Genomic DNA, 16,597 nt, shown 5'->3' with positions numbered 1-16,597 from the left:
GGAGAGGCGAAATGTGGCAGCAAGGAGTGGTGCTGGCGTTGTTGGTCGGGGTTGTGACCTGTTTAGTCAGCACACGAGTTAAACCGAGCTATCTGTTTGCCAGCGCAGCGTTTATTGCCTTCATTGCCGGCTTGATTGACGTCAGTGAGATCGCCTCTAACTTCACCAATGCCTCATTGGTGACGCTGGTGCTGCTCATCTTGGCATCGTGCGCGCTAGAAAAAACGCGTCTGATCAGCTGGGTGAGCCGCTCTTTGTCGACGGGCAAATTAGGCACCGTCGTGGCGAAGTTGGGTATCTCCACGGCGCTGCTCTCTTCGTTTACTAATAATACGGCGGTGGTGGTATCGCTGATTGGCGCCATTAAGCGCAACCAGCAACACGCCCCGTCGAAGTTATTGATCCCTCTCTCGTATACCGCCATCTTAGGCGGTACGTTAACCCTTATTGGTACCTCGACCAATTTGATCATCAGCAGCTTTGTTGAAAACGCTGGATTGCCAAGTTTGGGCTTTTTTACCCCGACTTTGATTGGTTTATCAGTCTTGGTTGGCGGGCTGCTTATCTTGATCCCTCTGAGTTATCTGTTGCCAAACTATGATGATCACAGCCAAGACGACTTACCGTACTTTTTAGAAGCGCGGGTTGAGCCTGGCTCGCCGCTGGTTGGGCGCAGTATCAGTGAGAACAATTTGCGTGCGCTGCGTAAACTCTTTTTGGCCGAAGTGATCCGTGATGGGCAAACCATGCCATCGGTGGACCCTGATTTTGTCTTGCAGGCCAGAGACCGCTTGCTCTTTTGTGGCGATATAGAAAGCGTCGCGACCTTGCAAGAGATCCAAGGCTTAACGCTGTTTGGTCAGCACCACATCAACGGGCAAAACTACGTGGAAGTGGTGGTGAGCTCTTCGGCGAGCTTTTGCAACAAGACGTTAAAATCGAGTCACTTCCGCGATCGCTTTGATGCGGTGGTGGTGGCGATTCGTCGTGGCCATGAGCGTTTGGAAGGTGGCTTGGGTAACATAGTGCTGAATGCGGGTGATACCTTAGTATTGGTGCCTGGGAAACGTTTTGAGCAAGAAAGGCAAGCTCACCGCAAAGAGTTTGTGGTGATGAATGATCTCGATTCGAGTGCTCGCCTCGATGGCAACAAATCCGCCTTGGTGCTGCTGGGCTTTGCTCTGGTGATTGGGCTCGCCCTGATGGAGGTCCTGCCGCTCATTAAGGGGCTGTCCGTATTTTTGCTGGCGACGTTGATGACGGGCATTGTACATATCAACGAACTGCGACGCCGTTTTCCTATCGATATCGTCGTCATTGTCGGCTCGGCGCTGTCGATTGCCCAGCTGATGCTCTCTACTGGCCTGTCGGAAAACTTAGGACAGATGTTTATCGAGGCATTTAACGGTTGGGGCGTCTTTGGCGCACTGGTGGCGACCTACTTCTTAACCCTGATTTTGACAGAGCTGGTGACCAACAATGCCGCCGCGGCCTTGGCGTTCCCGATTGGCTACAGTATGGCGTTGGGCTATGGGGTAGACCCGATGCCGTTTATCATGGCCGTGCTGTTTGGCGCGAGTGCGAGCTTTATTTCGCCGTATGGCTATCAAACCAATCTATTGGTGTATAGCGTTGGCAACTACACATTACTGGATTATGTCAAAGTAGGAATTCCACTCTCTATCGTCTATTCGATACTGGTGCTTGGGCTTATCCCGATCTTTTTTCCCTTCTGATGCAGCTATTTCTCCGCTTTGCCTCGCTCGCAGAGTGGAATGATTGACAAGGACTGACTATGACCACACAAACCCGCGAAAAAGACGAAAACATCGTTTGGCACTCACACGCCGTTGATAAAGCGCAGCGTGCCAAACTTAAAAATCAGCGCCCTGCGGTACTCTGGTTTACCGGGCTATCTGGCGCGGGAAAGTCGACCGTGGCTGGCGCGCTTGAAACCAAGTTGGCGCAGCTGGGTTACCACACCTATTTGCTTGATGGCGACAATGTTCGTCATGGCCTGTGCAGTGATTTAGGATTTTCAGAGCAAGACCGACGCGAGAATATTCGCCGCATCGGTGAGCTGGCGAAATTGATGGCCGATGCCGGTTTGATTGTCCTGTCTGCGTTTATCTCACCGCATCGAACCGAGCGTCAGCTGGTGCGTGAACTGCTGCCTGAGGGCGAGTTTTTGGAAGTGTTTGTCAACGCATCGCTCGATGTCTGTGAGCAGCGCGATCCAAAAGGGCTGTACAAAAAGGCAAGAGCAGGTGAGATCCCAAACTTCACCGGTATTGATTCTGAGTATCAAGCACCGCTTAACCCAGAAATCGATTTACCTGCGGGTGAAAAGAGCATCGATGAGCTGGTGGCAATGTGTCTTGAGACATTAAAAGAGCGGCAGATCATCGCTTAACCAAAAAAGCTTCCATGTCGGAAGCTTTTTTATCACCCGTGTTTTAGCATCAAGGCTTAACACGCGTGTGTGCCATTCATGTGCGCCATTGTGATACGCCGTGAGGGATGCGCTGTGCTTATTCGAAACAGATTTCGATAAAGGCGTTGCCCCATTGTGAGGTGAACGGCATGATGATGATCGAGCCTTCGCATTTGTGGCGAATCGTATGGCCTTTCCCTGACACCACGACAGGTGTCGCCATATCAAAATCAAAGCCGCTTTCTGCCAAGATGCGTTTTGCACCGCCAGTGACCATGTTGGTGATTTCGCCCACCATATCGGTGACTTCATCATTCAAACCATTCGGGCGTTCACCCAACATGTTTTGCATGATTTCCAGCGCCAAGTTTTCATCAAAGGTAATAGACATCGAACCACGCGTTTGCTGGCCAACCATACCAATCAAACCGGAAATATCACCGCGAGCGATCTCATCCTTTTTTACACGAGGTTTTTGCGGTTTTAGCTCCAGTGATGCCATGGTCTTCAACACATTCATCAGTGAGGCTAAAAACGGGTTTACAAATTCAGCGCGCATAATCTTCTTCTATTCATTAATGGACTGTGAAACTTATTTTACTGTGAGACTTATTGCACCTTATCAGCGCTGCACGACTGACAAGTCCCATGTGATTCAATCACGTGATTTGTGAGTCTGAAACCGTGCCTTTCTGCGTTGTCTGCCAGTAAGGCTATCAAACTATCATCTTGTAATTCAATGACATTTCCACACTTGTCACAGATCAGTAGATGAGAAAAGTGCTTGTGTGCGTTACAAGAGCAGCACTGTATGAAACTGTTGGTCGACTCAACTCGGTGAATGAAACCTTGCTCTAACAGAAAATCGAGTGCTCGATAAACGGTTGGCGGCTTAGCCTGCGGTTCACTGAGTTTCAGCTCCTCTAAAAGTTCATACGCGCTGGACGCTTTCGGGCTGGCACAAATCAACTCAAAGACTCGTTTTCTTTGAGGGGTCAGCCGTACGCCTCTCGCGACACAGATTTCTTCAATTTGTGTGACTAGCTGTGGGTCCAAATTTCTCACCATAACCATTGGACATGTTTAATAATATACCATTTCCGCAACTTTAGCGTCGCGCGTAAGGCATTTTCTGATAAGTGTGTCAGTGCGTTATTTACCCTCACCGGACACAGAGCATCATTTTGACACTTGCGCATAAGTTACCTTATCTACAGGGAAAACGATACCAATAACGCGTGCCCTTTGTGTTTGTTGCTTGCATCTGTCAGAAATAGGGTTAATGTTTAATGGGTCAATCATCAAAAATTATAATAACGACAATGCACCATTAGGGGGAGCTATGCGGTCAGAAAGAGCCTATGGTCTTTCGAAGCTTGCCGAATTAGAACGAGGCCATCATGTGACACTGCCTGCGGCCTTTATACAGGCGTTGTCGGTGTCAACCTCACTGCAAGCGGTGCTCGATACCGTCTCCCAATGGATGTCGCAGATGTTTGCCTCCCAAAGAGCCAGCATTACGCTTAAGGAAGGCGGAGATACGCTCAAGGTCTACTCGATCAGTGGCAATAAAGCCATTCCACTCGATTCCCATCTCCCTATTGCGCAAACGCTCGTCGGCCGAGCCTTCTCAACTCGTACACTGCTCATTTGTGACGATCTTGCCACCTCTGAGGAGTTAGATTGCGTCATGCTGCGGGATTCTGGGCTAAAGACCTGTATGGATGCCCCTCTCGTGTGTGGTGACCAATGTTTGGGTACTCTTAATATTGGCCACGATCAAAGTCACTACTTTACTGAAGAGCAAGCTATTACTTTGCAATGTATTGCCAATTGGGTCAGCTTCAATATCCAACTGCATCAGCAAGTGATGGCGCTAAACCAACTGGCCACGACGGATGAGCTCACTGGCGCTGCCAATCGCCGGGTATTTTCAGCCAAGATTCAACAAACCTTGTCGGATTTTCATGAGCAACACCAAGGCTTTGTACTTGGCTTGATGGATATTGACCATTTTAAACCGCTCAATGATCGCTATGGCCATTTAGCGGGGGATCAGGTCTTAAAGCAAGTGGTGACGCTCACCATGCAGCAAATGAAAGGGTTAGGGCATGTCTCGCGCATTGGCGGTGAAGAGTTTGCGCTTATTGTTCGTCAGTCAGAACTGGAATCTGCGATGTCGGTGTTTGAGTCGCTTCGAGCCACGCTCGCACAATACCCGTATGAGTATGATGGCACTCGGATGTCGATCACCGTCAGTATAGGGGCGGTGGCACCTAGCGCTTTCGATCTCACACCTGAAAGTTTACTTAAACGCGCTGACCAAGCCTTGTACGAGGCAAAAGCGGCAGGGCGAAATTGTGTTCGAGCCAGCACAGAGCTGCGCCAAGACAGGGCGGGCTGACGAAAAAGCGAGTTGAAAATAAAAATGTGAGAAATCACTATCTATTATTTTTACAAGGTGTATAGTGTCGTCAGCTCAAAAAGCGGGCTATTAATGTAATATCTAGTTCAAGATCTTCACAGTTTCATTTCGATTCAGTCGTCATACTTATCCTGCGATACCTTTTTCTACATGCTTTCCTTAGTAGCTTCTATTTTCTTCATTAATGTATCAATGTATCGAGGTATTTATGTCTAATAAGACAACTGGTTCAGTAAAATGGTTTAACGAAACTAAAGGTTTTGGCTTCATCACTCCAGACAACGGTGGCGCGGATCTTTTCGTTCACTTCCGTTCTATTGTTAGCGATGGTTTTAAAACTCTCGCAGAAGGCCAAAAAGTGGCGTTCAACGTTGAGCAAGGTGGCAAAGGCCCACAAGCTGCTGACGTAACTGTACTGTAATTGTACTTAAGAGATCTCGCTGTCTCATTCAGATGGCGAGGTCTTTTTGTTTTCATTGCTTATCAAGGAGTTCAATGACTAGAAAATCTAACCGAAAAACATATTGGTATTATGTTCTTCGCGAACAAAAATTACCTAAAGGGCAAAGTGCCATTGTTCAAAATACACTATCACCTTTACTCTAGGTCGACATCTTGGTCTGCCTCCCTTCACCAGCTCAATAGCGACGTTCTCAAGCGGCACGTGCTGCCTCAGTTAAACACCGACGATTTAGATTTACATTTTTCATTTTGTGAAGTGAGTGAGTCTGGTCAATTTCAAAATTCTGACGGTGTGGTTTTAGGCTCTTTCCATATCGAATCGGATAAGGATTAAGCATTGAAGAAGAACGCAAAACCTCGTAAGCCTGCAGAAGAGGCTTCAACGAAACAAGAAGACCAGCCCCAAAACATCCATCAAATTCGCAAGAGAATTGAAGACATTCTTTTAGAACGTGATCAGAAAGAACGAATTGAACTCTAAATTGGAGAGAAAACAATGAGAAAACCAGCAAGACCTGCAAGAAAATCAGGCAAGAAAATGCGTAAGAGTGACTTTGAAGATAAGTTTTCTCTCATGGTGGGTGAATACAACAAACAGAAAGAGCTCTTGGACGCCATGAGTGAAGGCGACGCAGAACACGCCAAACAGAAAAAGAAATGTGACGCACTGTTCGCCAGCGCCGAGCGCTTTCTTAACGCCAATCAATAATCGGCGCGTCAACGTCAAATTGCTTCCAACCTCTTCATCGTAGCGCTCTGCTCAAGACGTGAGAGGTTGAGCTACTGTATCCTTCACGGGACGAATCGCCATCAGCGCGTTCACTCCTTCACCTCGCTACGATTACTTCTTCTCTACTTTTACCTTGTTCATCCGAGTTAATGTCATTTGCACCAAGTAAGTGCTTTGTTTTTTAAGTGCTTGGTTTTAGTGCAAGTTGTTGTGCTTTTTTGGTGAGGTCTTATTTTTTGTTATTTAAAATCAAATGGTTATTTCTTTGTTGAGGCGGGTGTGAAACTTGCATCACTCGAGGCCGTTTTGATTGTATACGATAAGATAATAATAAGGGACAAGGATGAACCTAACTCAGAATGAACAACGTTGGCTACCGTGGCTTGGTAGCACAGGGAAGCTTGCCATGAAAAAGGCGTGCTATTTAAATCGCCATAGAAAAAATGAGCTCGAACAAACGTTTGAGAATATCGCACACACACGAGTGAACTTGCTTCAGGATTGGGCGAACAATCAATGGGCCTTTTTGACCAATGCCGCGCTCTACCTTTCAAGTAAACCTATCAATGAGCGTAATACGACATTAGAGGAACTGACTCAGAGGGGAAAAGACTTCTCAGAATTGTTTATTGTCGATAGTCAGGGCATGACCACTCACTCCAGTCATAAGAATCATATCGGCAGTCATATCGTCGATGATGTGGCGCTGGCATCGGGTCTAAAGGCACCATACTTGCTAGGCCCTTATGTGGATGAGCGCACACTGGCTATTGGCCCTTCAAGTTCCACATTTCATGATGCGGTGACATTGATGTTCTATCAACCGTTGGGTAAGCCTGGTGAGGAGCAAGCATGCCTTTGCGGTCGAATTCCCAACGATGTGATTGGCGACATTATTCAACGCGAAGCGGGGCACATCTATAGTGAATCTGGTGACAACTACCTGTTTATGGTTGAAGCCAAGCATGATCCAAGTATTCTGCCGGGAACGGCATTATCGCGCTCACGTTTCGAAGACAATACCTTTTCTCATGGAGAGAATTTAAAACAGGGGATCACCACTGAGTTCGGTGTGGTGAAAGTTCGTCATCACACCGAGTTTGAAATTCTGTTCACAGACCCGGCAACGAAAGAGTTACACCCTGGCGTCAGAGAAACCATTCGTCACGGGCAAAATCTCTATATTGAATACCCAGGCTACTCTGACTACCGTCACATTCCCGTTATTGGTAAAGGGGTTACGTTTCAGTTGCCCGGTTCACCGGACCGTTGGGGGATGATGTGTGAGTCGGATTTAGAAGAAGTCTATCGACACCGAAGTTTGTCTTTAACTCAAACTCGACATTTTGCGTTCGGGGTTTTGGCCTCTGTATTGCTTCCGTCTTTCGCTGCGCACTACTTTCAACTTTCGCAAGTGTTTGTCTGGCTGTTGACGGCACTGGTTTGTATGGCGGTGACGTTTTCTTTTCACGCTCTCTGTGCACGCCCACTGTCTCGACGTGTTGAGGAAATGACGAATGTGATTCGTACCCTTGCAGAGGGGGATGGCAATTTGACTCAGCGCCTTGAAACGGAGCATTTGAAGCCAGATGAAATTGGCGGGCTTGGCCGCTGGACCAATAGCTTTATCGATAACTTAGAGGGCGTGGTCACGGAGTTGGTCTTTGCAAGCAAAGAGGTAAATCAAGTGTCCGCCTCTTTGTTGCGTCGCAGCCAAGTGCTCACCACCGCTAGCCAAGACACCTGTGCTTCCATTGAAGATATGATAGTGCTTAGTAAAGGCCAGCAAACTGACATCGAGTGTGCGAACCTTTCTGCAACAGAAATGGATAAAGCGATGCAAAGCACAATTGAACATGCGGCGCTGGAGTATCAACGTGCGGTTGAGTCCGCCAACGGTATCAAAGAAATCGTTGAAGCGTCAGCGCAGAGTGTCAATGATGTGAACACTGAAATGGAAAAGATTACCGACATTGTCGACATCATCTCTGAAATTACAGCACAGACGAATTTGCTGGCATTAAATGCGGCGATTGAAGCCGCGAGAGCCGGGGAACACGGACGTGGGTTTGCCGTGGTTGCAGATGAAGTTCGTACGTTAGCAGACAAAACCTCTCAAGCAGCGAACAATATCGGCACCATGCTGCAAAAGCTTCGTTCACAATCAAAGACAGCCGTTAACTTTATGCAGCAAGGTATTGATAACGTCGAAAGCAACGCCATCATGGTCAATGGAACGGATGGCAATGAGGTTCTCCAGAACCGAGTTACCGAACTGTTTCGCATTATTAACGGTATTGCTGAAAACAGTGTTCAACACAGTAAAACGGTCGATCAAGCTCAAGTGACCTCCGAACAATTGATTATCTCTTCTCAACAGCTCGCGCGTCGAACAGCCTTAATGCAAAATGCACTGAAGCGTCTCGATCAACTGACAGGCCGTTTTGAAATCGCTCGAGCGTCATAGTGACCCAGTAGAGTGAGGAGAGTTAAATGCCCCACTGCTTGGCATGGTGTGAAAACACAGGTTCAATATCGCAAGATCAATGATTTAGATTTCTAAGGTCTGTGTGGTGTCTCGCCATGCTTGGGCACAGCGATAACTTGATGTAGAATCTGCGCTCTTTTTAATGAAACCACGATTCGAGCACTGACTGCTTTTGGCACAATAGCGCCCCAAAGCAGCTTTGAGGCAGCGAGTTGGGCGCTGATAGGGTGAGAAGATGCAAACAAAGGCGAGTTCAATGTTAGATATTAACAAAGAGAAAAAACCGACTCACAACGGGGTTTTTCCAAGCTCTCGATTCTCTATTGCTCCCATGCTCGATTGGACAGATCGTCATTGTCGATACTTCCATCGGCTCCTCACTAAAGAGACCTTGCTCTACACAGAGATGGTGACAACCGGCGCGATCATTCATGGTAAAGGCGACTTCTTGGCGTACAACGAGGAGGAGCACCCAGTGGCGCTGCAACTTGGTGGCTCCAACCCGAAAGATTTAGCGACGTGTGCGAAGTTGGCGGCTGAGCGTGGCTATGACGAAATTAACCTCAATGTCGGTTGCCCGTCGGACAGAGTACAAAATGGCCGTTTTGGCGCCTGTTTGATGGCGGAACCTATGCTGGTGGCACAGTGTATTGCCGCCATGCGCGATGTGGTTGATATACCTGTGACCGTTAAGACGCGCATTGGCATTGACGATCAAGACTCGTATGAGTTTCTGACTGATTTCGTGCGCATTGTGTCTGAAAAAGGTGGCTGTGAGCAGTTTACGATTCACGCTCGTAAAGCGTGGTTAAGCGGTTTGAGCCCGAAAGAGAACCGGGAGATCCCGCCGCTGGATTACCCGCGCGCGTATCAAATCAAACAAGACTTTGCCCACTTGAACATTGGCGTCAATGGCGGCATTAAAACCTTGGATGAGTCGTTAGAGCATTTAGCGCACCTTGATGGCGTGATGGTTGGGCGAGAGGCTTACCAAAACCCGTACCTATTGGCCCACGTTGATCAGACGATTTTCGGTCTCGACACACCAGTGAAGAAGCGTCGCCAAGTAGTCGAAGAGATGTACCCATACATTGAGCAGCAGTTGGCGAAGGGAGCCTACTTAGGCCACATCACTCGTCATATGTTGGGCTTGTTCCAAAACATGCCAGGCGCGCGTCAATGGCGTCGTTACATCAGTGAGAACGCCCATAAACCGGGTTCCGGAATTGAAGTGGTACAAGCGGCGCTGGCGAAAATCCCTCAAGAGTTGGATGTGTAAAAATCGCCAAACGAGTGGTTAAATTTACCAATAGATGAATATGAAGAGGTAGGGTTAGACCCTGCCTCTTTTTGTTTGTCTATATAAAACATGATCTTATCTTGATTTTTAATCTTGGCACACTATCTGTATTGATTGAGCAAAAAGGAGAGCACTATGTTTGAATTGATTTTTGCTTTGATCTTCGCGGCGACGTTGCTGGTCACAGGCGTGACCTTTCTGACCGTATTGGCCGCCATTGGCTTTGCTATGGTGGTGATGTTGCTGCTCGGGATGATGTCGGCGGTGATTAAATTAATCCCTTGGTTAGTGGTTATCGCGATAGCGGTATGGTTTTTTAAAAGCGTGGTCGCGCAGCCAAGATCCTAGCGCTGTTTAGGCTAAATTGTTGCGGGCAAGCTCGGTGAATGTGGTACTATTTTCGCTACGTCATCTATGATGCATAGCAACAGTGTGGAGAGTTTAATCAATGGGTATCAAATCGGCTGCAATTTTCACTATCGTCTCGATGGTTTCGGGATGGGCGATGGCGGAGTCCTCGTACACGGCGAAAGTCGGTGCAGAGATGTGGTGGCCGAAAACCAAGGTCAATGAAGTAAACCGCGACAGCGACACCACACCCAGCGGCTATTTGGCGATTGAGCATGACACGCCGTACCTTCCCGATGCCCGTTTGCGTTACTCCAGTGTTGACGCCGATTACATGGCGTTTGATAAGCTCGACCTGACGCTCTACTACCGCCTGCTTGAGCATGATTTAATGCATTTCGATGCGGGGGTGACCCTGACGGATTTATCCGATACCAAGTACGTCAATGCCGAAGACATCAACAATCCAGTCGATTTCGATGGATTTATCTGGGCGTGGTACGGCTATGCAGAGCTGACGGTGCCCAATACGCATTTTGATATCATCGGTGAGATGAACTTTGGCAACAACAACGACATCAAAAGTACCGATTTGATGGCGGGCGTTCAGTACCGCCTGCCACTGAAAGAGACGACGTTGGCTTTCCGAGGTGGCTATCGCGTGATTGATTTAGAGTCGGGCAAGTTCGATGCGAAATCCGAGGACCTCGGTAAATCGTTTATCTTCGCCAATGGCTTTTTTGTTGGCGCGGAGTGGAGCTTCTAAGTCAGCGATTCTTCCCAGTGAAGAATATGTATGCGTCTTCTCGATAGCATGATGTATGACTGCCTCATGCCTTTCATTATAACTAGAAAAAGAGCGCTGCGATTGATGTGGCGCTTTTTTGTATCTATCGAACTGTTTTTTTATATCTATTCATTATAAATGCACGAAAAAATGTCGCGATATCGTCAGTTTCTTCCATGCTTATAGATGGCGCTTGTTTCTAGCCAGAGAAGGGAATCTCATGACGATTAATGAACTAAGAAGCCTATATCGAGACAATCAACTGGTGGAAGCCATTATTGAACCGTCTGTCCAAGAGGGCAGTTGGGTGGTGGAATTTCGCCACGCTAGAGGTGGTTTCGTGTTATTGACCGATGCTCAAGGTGAGGAGTGTCAGTACCTAGACCTTGATCTAGCCTCCAAGTCGGCAATGGCGGTGGGCTTTAAGCACGTACGGGTCGAAGCCAAATAGTCCCCACTACTCACAGAAAAAGACGCCTTGTCTATCACCTCTCATTATTACCTCCCCTGCTTGTACTGCGTAAAGGCGCACGACTGGCTGACGGCGTTCAGGCGCTGCACGTTTCCTTTAATTCCAAAAGTTATAAAACATTCACTTCTATTCTTTCTTGTTATTAAGGAGAGTGGTTAATCTATCGTCACGCAATGAATAGGGATGTCGTGACCATGTCATTAAAAAACAACGTCTCCTCTGAAGGAAACGCATCACAAGAATTACCGGCTTTGGCTGCGCCGCTGAATGATCAGCAGCTAGGGTCTTTGCAACAAACTGTTGCTGGTTTATCTACTCAGCAGCTGGCATGGGTCAGCGGCTACTTTTGGGGCCTAGCACAACAGCCTCAAACCGCAGCAGCGTCTGCACCCATCAGTCAAGCGGCGGTTGCGGTGGCAGCCAAGCCTGCAGGTAAATTAACGATCATTTTCGCCTCGCAAACTGGCAATGCGAAAGGCGTGGCTGAAGCGCTCGAGCATGACGCAAAAGCGCAGGGCATTGATGTGGCGCTCTTTGATGCCAGTGATTACAAAGGCAAAAGCTTAGCCAAAGAGACCCACGTGATTATCGTGGCGTCAACCAATGGTGAAGGTGAAGCCCCAGACAACGCCATTGAACTGCATGAATTCTTGCAGTCGAAGAAAGCGCCGAAACTGCCGAACCTCAAATATGCTGTGATTGCGCTCGGTGACTCAAGCTATGAGTTTTTCTGCCAAACCGGTAAAGACTTCGATGCTTATCTCTCCAAGTTGGGCGCGACGGCCTTTATTGAGCGTGTTGACTGTGACGTCGATTATGAAGCGCCAGCCAGTGAGTGGCGTGAAAAAGCGCTCTCTATCGTTAAAGAAGAGTTGGCTGGTGGCGTAGAAGCTGAAGTCGTTCAGTTGCCAGTAGGTCAATCGGCGGTCGTGTCGTCCTACAACAAGCAAAACCCATACACCGCGACTATGCTGACTAGCCAGAAGATCACCGGGCGTGATTCTGGAAAAGACGTGCGTCACATTGAAATTGATCTTGAAGGCTCAGGTTTGACTTATCAGCCAGGCGACGCCTTGGGCGTATGGTTTGAGAACAGCTCTGAACTCGCCAATGCGATCCTAGCTAAAGTGGGTCTGTCAGGTGTGGAAAGCGTTGAAGTGGATGGCGAGAGCTTGTCGATTCACAGCGCGTTGGTCACTAAATTCGAAATCACCGCTTCTAATCCTCAGTTTGTCACAAAATTTGCTGAGCTATCAGGCAGCAAGAAACTGCAAAAATTGGTCGAAGACAAAGACAAGCTTCGTGAGTACGCCGCCAACACGCAAATTGTTGACGTGTTAGCGGAGAAGAAAACCACCCTATCGGCAGACGCACTGATTGGTTTGTTGCGCCGCTTGACGCCAAGACTCTACTCGATTGCCTCAAGCCAAGCCGAAGTGGATGAAGAAGTGCATTTGACTGTTGGGCTGGTGGAATACCAGCAAGGTGACGAGTCTCGCTTTGGTGGTGCCTCAGGCTTCTTGGCTCAGCGCCTCGAAGAGGGCGGTGCGGTCAAAGTGTTTGTTGAAAACAACAACAACTTCAAATTACCTCAAGATGACAGCACGCCGATTATCATGATTGGCCCAGGCACTGGGATTGCCCCATTCCGCAGTTTTATCCAGGAGCGAGAGAACCGTGATGCGTCTGGAAAGAACTGGTTGTTCTTTGGCGATCGTACCTTTACTCAGGATTTCCTCTACCAAGTGGAGTGGCAGAAATACCTAAAATCAGGGGTACTCAGCCGTTTGGATGTGGCCTTTAGCCGCGATCAAGCCGAGAAAGTGTATGTTCAGCACCGCATTTTAGAGAACGCGGCACAAGTGTGGCAGTGGATTCAAGATGGCGCGTATCTGTATGTCTGTGGTGATGCCACTCGTATGGCAAAAGACGTTCATGACGCGCTGATCATCGTCGCTGAGCAGCAAGGCAATCTATCGCGTGATGACGCAGAAGAATTTATTAATGAGTTACGCAAAGCAAAACGTTATCAAAGGGATGTGTACTAATGACTTTTTCTACTGAAAATAACAAGCAGGTGGTACTGGGCGAAGAGTTAGGGCCGCTTTCCGATAACGAACGTCTTAAAAGAGAAAGTCACTTCCTACGTGGGACGATCGAAGCGGATCTGCAAGATCGCATCACCGGTGGATTTACGGCGGATAACTTCCAGCTGATCCGTTTCCACGGTATGTATCAGCAAGATGACCGTGATATTCGCAACGAACGTGCGAAACAAAAGCTGGAGCCTCTACACAATGTGATGCTTCGTGCGCGCATGCCGGGCGGCATTATCACGCCGAAGCAATGGTTGGCGATTGACAAGTTTGCTACAGAGCACTCTCTGTACGGCAGTATCCGTTTAACGACTCGACAAACGTTCCAGTTCCACGGCGTATTGAAGCCAAACATCAAATTGATGCACCAAACGCTCAACAGTATTGGGATTGACTCTATCGCTACCGCAGGTGACGTGAACCGAAACGTATTGTGTACCACTAACCCGGTGGAATCTGAGTTACACCAAGAGGCGTACGAGTGGGCGAAAAAGATCAGTGAGCACCTGCTGCCTAAGACGCGCGCGTACGCAGAGATCTGGTTAGACGGTGAGAAGGTTGAGACCACAGACGAAGAGCCGATCCTTGGTACTAACTACCTACCGCGTAAGTTCAAAACCACCGTGGTGATTCCGCCGCAAAATGATGTGGATGTGCATGCGAACGATTTGAACTTTGTCGCGATAGCCGATAACGGCAAGCTGGTGGGTTTCAACGTTTTAGTCGGTGGTGGTCTTGCGATGACTCACGGTGATACGTCGACGTATCCACGTCGAGCGGATGACTTTGGCTTTATCCCACTTGAAAAAACGTTGGATGTGGCAGCCGCGGTTGTGACTACGCAACGTGACTGGGGTAACCGTTCAAACCGTAAGAACGCCAAAACCAAATACACGCTCGATCGCGTCGGTATCGATGTGTTTAAAGCGGAAGTGGAAAAACGTGCCGGTGTTCAGTTCCAAGCAAGCCGTCCATACGAATTCACAGAACGTGGCGATCGTATCGGTTGGGTAGAGGGCATCGATGGTAAACATCATCTCGCCTTGTTTATCGAAAACGGCCGACTATTGGATCACCCAGGTAAGCCTCTCAAAACCGGTGTGGCTGAAATTGCCAAAATCCATAAAGGCGATTTTCGCATGACGGCCAACCAAAACTTGATTGTGGCGGGTGTGTCGAAAAGCAACAAAGCGAAGATCGAGAAAATTGCGCGCGAACATGGTTTGATGGACGATGCGGTCAGCGAGCAACGTAAAAACTCGATGGCGTGTGTGGCCTTTCCGACTTGTCCGCTCGCCATGGCGGAAGCGGAACGTTTCTTGCCGCAGTTCGTGACCGACGTAGAAGGCATTTTAGCGAAACACAATCTACCAAAAGAAGACAACATCATTCTGCGTGTGACGGGTTGTCCTAATGGATGTGGCCGCGCGATGCTGGCTGAAATTGGTCTAGTGGGTAAGGCGCCAGGTCGATACAACCTGCACCTAGGGGGCAATCGCGCTGGAACACGCGTGCCGAAAATGTACAAAGAGAACATTACAGATAGTCAGATACTCGAAGAGATAGATCAACTGGTCGGTCGCTGGGCTACTGAGCGTCAGCAAGGTGAGTGTTTCGGTGACTTCGTGATTCGTGTTGGCATCATCCAAGAAGTATTGGTATCTAAGAGAGATTTTTATGCTTGATTCTGTAGCTTCAAAGCCGGAGCTGGCAGAACTGCTTAAACTGACCAAGACCGAGCAAAGTCTTCATCTTGCCCAGATCAATGTCGAGCTTGAGCAACTGTCAGCACAGCAGCGAGTAAAATGGGCGCTTGAAAACCTCGATGGTGAGTTCGCGGTCTCGTCGAGTTTCGGTATCCAAGCGGCGGTGATGCTTCACCTCGTCACTGAGCAGAAACCGGACGTGCCGGTCATTTTGACCGACACAGGTTACTTGTTCCCGCAAACGTACCGTTTCATCGATCAATTGACAGAGAAATTGAACCTCAACCTAAAAGTGTATCGCGCTAAAGAGAGCCCGCAATGGCAAGAGGCGCGCTACGGCAAACTTTGGGAGCAAGGTATAGAGGGTATCGAGAAGTACAACAAGATAAACAAAGTGGAACCCATGCGCCGCGCGCTAGAGGAGCTTAATGTTAGCACTTGGTTCTCCGGTTTACGCCGCGAGCAATCTAAGTCGCGAGCTGGACTACCCATTTTGTCGATTCAAAATGGCGTGTTCAAGTTTCTACCAGTGATTGATTGGAGTAATAAGGACATCCACTATTACCTAGAAGAGCACGGTCTCTCTTACCACCCACTTTGGGATGAAGGGTATCTCTCTGTCGGCGATACGCATACCACTAAGAAGTGGGAGCCTGGAATGGCAGAAGAAGAAACACGTTTCTTCGGCTTAAAGAGAGAGTGTGGTCTGCATGAAGAAGACAACGAACTCGATGGCTCGGGTATTTGATGCGGTAATTGTGTCAATGAACCTCAAAAAAGGTCGCGTATGCGGCCTTTTTTATCGCTTGGAATCAGTCGCTGTGGATAACTCTGTGGTTATTATGTGGTAAATAGTTGGGTAAAGTTGGATAAATAGGGGCTTGAGCGCTAATTGCTCATTTAGGCTCTATTTTTACATTTTTATGAAAATATCACTTGCCAATGTGATTTCGATCTCTATAATGCCACCTCGTCGACAGGGCAGAGCTCATAAGGGTTCAGCGTTATCGACAAGGTCAACTAGCTCAGCGGTAACGTTGAAATAAAAACTTAAAAAAGTGTTTGACACTGAAAATTAAGTCGCTAGAATGGCCGCCTCTTGTGAGTGACCTGAGTCACAGCCAAGAACGCTCTTTAACAATATAAACCTATCAATCTGTGTGGGCACTCGTTGATGATAATCCAATTAGAAACTTCTCTTAATAAAGAGCGGCTTCAAATTAGGTTTCAATGAACTGAGTGACCATTGAGTCTTAGGACTCAGCACAGTCAATTCAAGTTTTCTAGGAACTAGCTTCTAGTCACTAGGAACTTATCAGTATTCATTGAGCCAACAAAACTTTAAATTG

16 protein-coding genes are annotated in these 16,597 nt (G+C 48.1%); 14 read left to right on the top strand and 2 right to left on the bottom strand.

Going from position 1 to position 16,597, the window contains the following annotated elements:
- Positions 1 to 11 precede the first annotated feature (11 nt).
- Positions 12 to 1,736, top strand: coding sequence for an SLC13 family permease (locus AC6R1A_RS06925; protein ID WP_500632847.1), 1,725 nt, complete (start codon positions 12 to 14; stop codon positions 1,734 to 1,736).
- Positions 1,737 to 1,795: 59 nt separating this feature from the next.
- Positions 1,796 to 2,413, top strand: a complete 618-nt coding sequence (gene cysC, locus AC6R1A_RS06920; RefSeq protein WP_487903287.1) for an adenylyl-sulfate kinase — start codon at positions 1,796 to 1,798, stop codon at positions 2,411 to 2,413.
- Positions 2,414 to 2,531: 118 nt separating this feature from the next.
- Here cysC and AC6R1A_RS06915 read toward each other — a convergent pair whose 3' ends face one another.
- Both AC6R1A_RS06915 and zur read right to left on the bottom strand, forming a co-directional pair.
- On the bottom strand, positions 2,532 to 2,993 hold the full coding sequence (locus AC6R1A_RS06915) for a chemotaxis protein CheX (protein ID WP_500627531.1): 462 nt from the start codon (positions 2,991 to 2,993) through the stop codon (positions 2,532 to 2,534).
- A 50-nt stretch (positions 2,994 to 3,043) separates the two neighbouring features.
- On the bottom strand, positions 3,044 to 3,502 hold the full coding sequence (zur, locus tag AC6R1A_RS06910) for a zinc uptake transcriptional repressor Zur (RefSeq protein WP_487903286.1): 459 nt from the start codon (positions 3,500 to 3,502) through the stop codon (positions 3,044 to 3,046).
- 274 nt (positions 3,503 to 3,776) lie between these two features.
- On the opposite strand from zur, the gene AC6R1A_RS06905 reads away from it, so the two are divergent.
- From AC6R1A_RS06905 to AC6R1A_RS06850, 12 genes are all read left to right on the top strand, one after another.
- Entirely contained in the window at positions 3,777 to 4,838 is a 1,062-nt protein-coding gene (locus AC6R1A_RS06905) for a sensor domain-containing diguanylate cyclase (protein WP_500630332.1), read from the top strand.
- A gap of 229 nt (positions 4,839 to 5,067) precedes the next feature.
- Complete coding sequence (gene cspE, locus AC6R1A_RS06900; protein WP_500627533.1) at positions 5,068 to 5,280, top strand: transcription antiterminator/RNA stability regulator CspE; 213 nt, start codon at positions 5,068 to 5,070, stop codon at positions 5,278 to 5,280.
- 378 nt (positions 5,281 to 5,658) lie between these two features.
- A complete protein-coding gene (locus AC6R1A_RS06895; protein WP_500627534.1) occupies positions 5,659 to 5,802 on the top strand; it encodes a hypothetical protein in 144 nt (47 codons plus the stop codon).
- Positions 5,803 to 5,817: 15 nt separating this feature from the next.
- A complete protein-coding gene (locus tag AC6R1A_RS06890) occupies positions 5,818 to 6,030 on the top strand; it encodes a hypothetical protein (protein ID WP_500627535.1) in 213 nt (70 codons plus the stop codon).
- Between the two features lie 364 nt (positions 6,031 to 6,394).
- Positions 6,395 to 8,518 carry a methyl-accepting chemotaxis protein gene (locus AC6R1A_RS06885; protein ID WP_500632846.1) on the top strand — a complete coding sequence of 708 codons (2,124 nt, stop codon included), beginning with the start codon at positions 6,395 to 6,397 and terminating at the stop codon, positions 8,516 to 8,518.
- A 277-nt stretch (positions 8,519 to 8,795) separates the two neighbouring features.
- Entirely contained in the window at positions 8,796 to 9,818 is a 1,023-nt protein-coding gene (gene dusA / locus AC6R1A_RS06880) for a tRNA dihydrouridine(20/20a) synthase DusA (RefSeq protein WP_500632845.1), read from the top strand.
- Positions 9,819 to 9,974: 156 nt separating this feature from the next.
- Positions 9,975 to 10,187: an envelope stress response protein PspG gene (gene pspG / locus AC6R1A_RS06875; RefSeq protein WP_334554563.1), complete on the top strand. Its 213-nt coding sequence runs from the start codon at positions 9,975 to 9,977 to the stop codon at positions 10,185 to 10,187.
- A 100-nt stretch (positions 10,188 to 10,287) separates the two neighbouring features.
- Positions 10,288 to 10,953, top strand: coding sequence for a TIGR04219 family outer membrane beta-barrel protein (locus AC6R1A_RS06870; RefSeq protein ID WP_500632844.1), 666 nt, complete (start codon positions 10,288 to 10,290; stop codon positions 10,951 to 10,953).
- A 241-nt stretch (positions 10,954 to 11,194) separates the two neighbouring features.
- Positions 11,195 to 11,425 carry a hypothetical protein gene (locus AC6R1A_RS06865; protein ID WP_334554559.1) on the top strand — a complete coding sequence of 77 codons (231 nt, stop codon included), beginning with the start codon at positions 11,195 to 11,197 and terminating at the stop codon, positions 11,423 to 11,425.
- Between the two features lie 215 nt (positions 11,426 to 11,640).
- The gene (locus tag AC6R1A_RS06860) at positions 11,641 to 13,494 is read left to right on the top strand and encodes an assimilatory sulfite reductase (NADPH) flavoprotein subunit (RefSeq protein WP_500632843.1); all 1,854 of its coding nucleotides are present in this window, start codon (positions 11,641 to 11,643) and stop codon (positions 13,492 to 13,494) included.
- Positions 13,494 to 15,227, top strand: a complete 1,734-nt coding sequence (cysI, locus tag AC6R1A_RS06855; RefSeq protein WP_500632842.1) for an assimilatory sulfite reductase (NADPH) hemoprotein subunit — start codon at positions 13,494 to 13,496, stop codon at positions 15,225 to 15,227. The genes AC6R1A_RS06860 and cysI overlap by 1 nt, the downstream gene beginning before the upstream one ends.
- Positions 15,220 to 15,996 (top strand): phosphoadenylyl-sulfate reductase, encoded by a 777-nt coding sequence (locus AC6R1A_RS06850; RefSeq protein ID WP_334554553.1) that lies wholly within the window; start codon positions 15,220 to 15,222, stop codon positions 15,994 to 15,996. Before cysI ends, AC6R1A_RS06850 begins: the two co-directional genes overlap by 8 nt.
- Positions 15,997 to 16,597 lie beyond the last annotated feature (601 nt).

The organism is Vibrio sp. R10-SG3-ISO3, assembly GCF_059834225.1.
The sequence above is the reverse complement of the archived record's forward strand: the minus strand, read 5'-3'. Positions and strand labels throughout refer to the sequence as shown.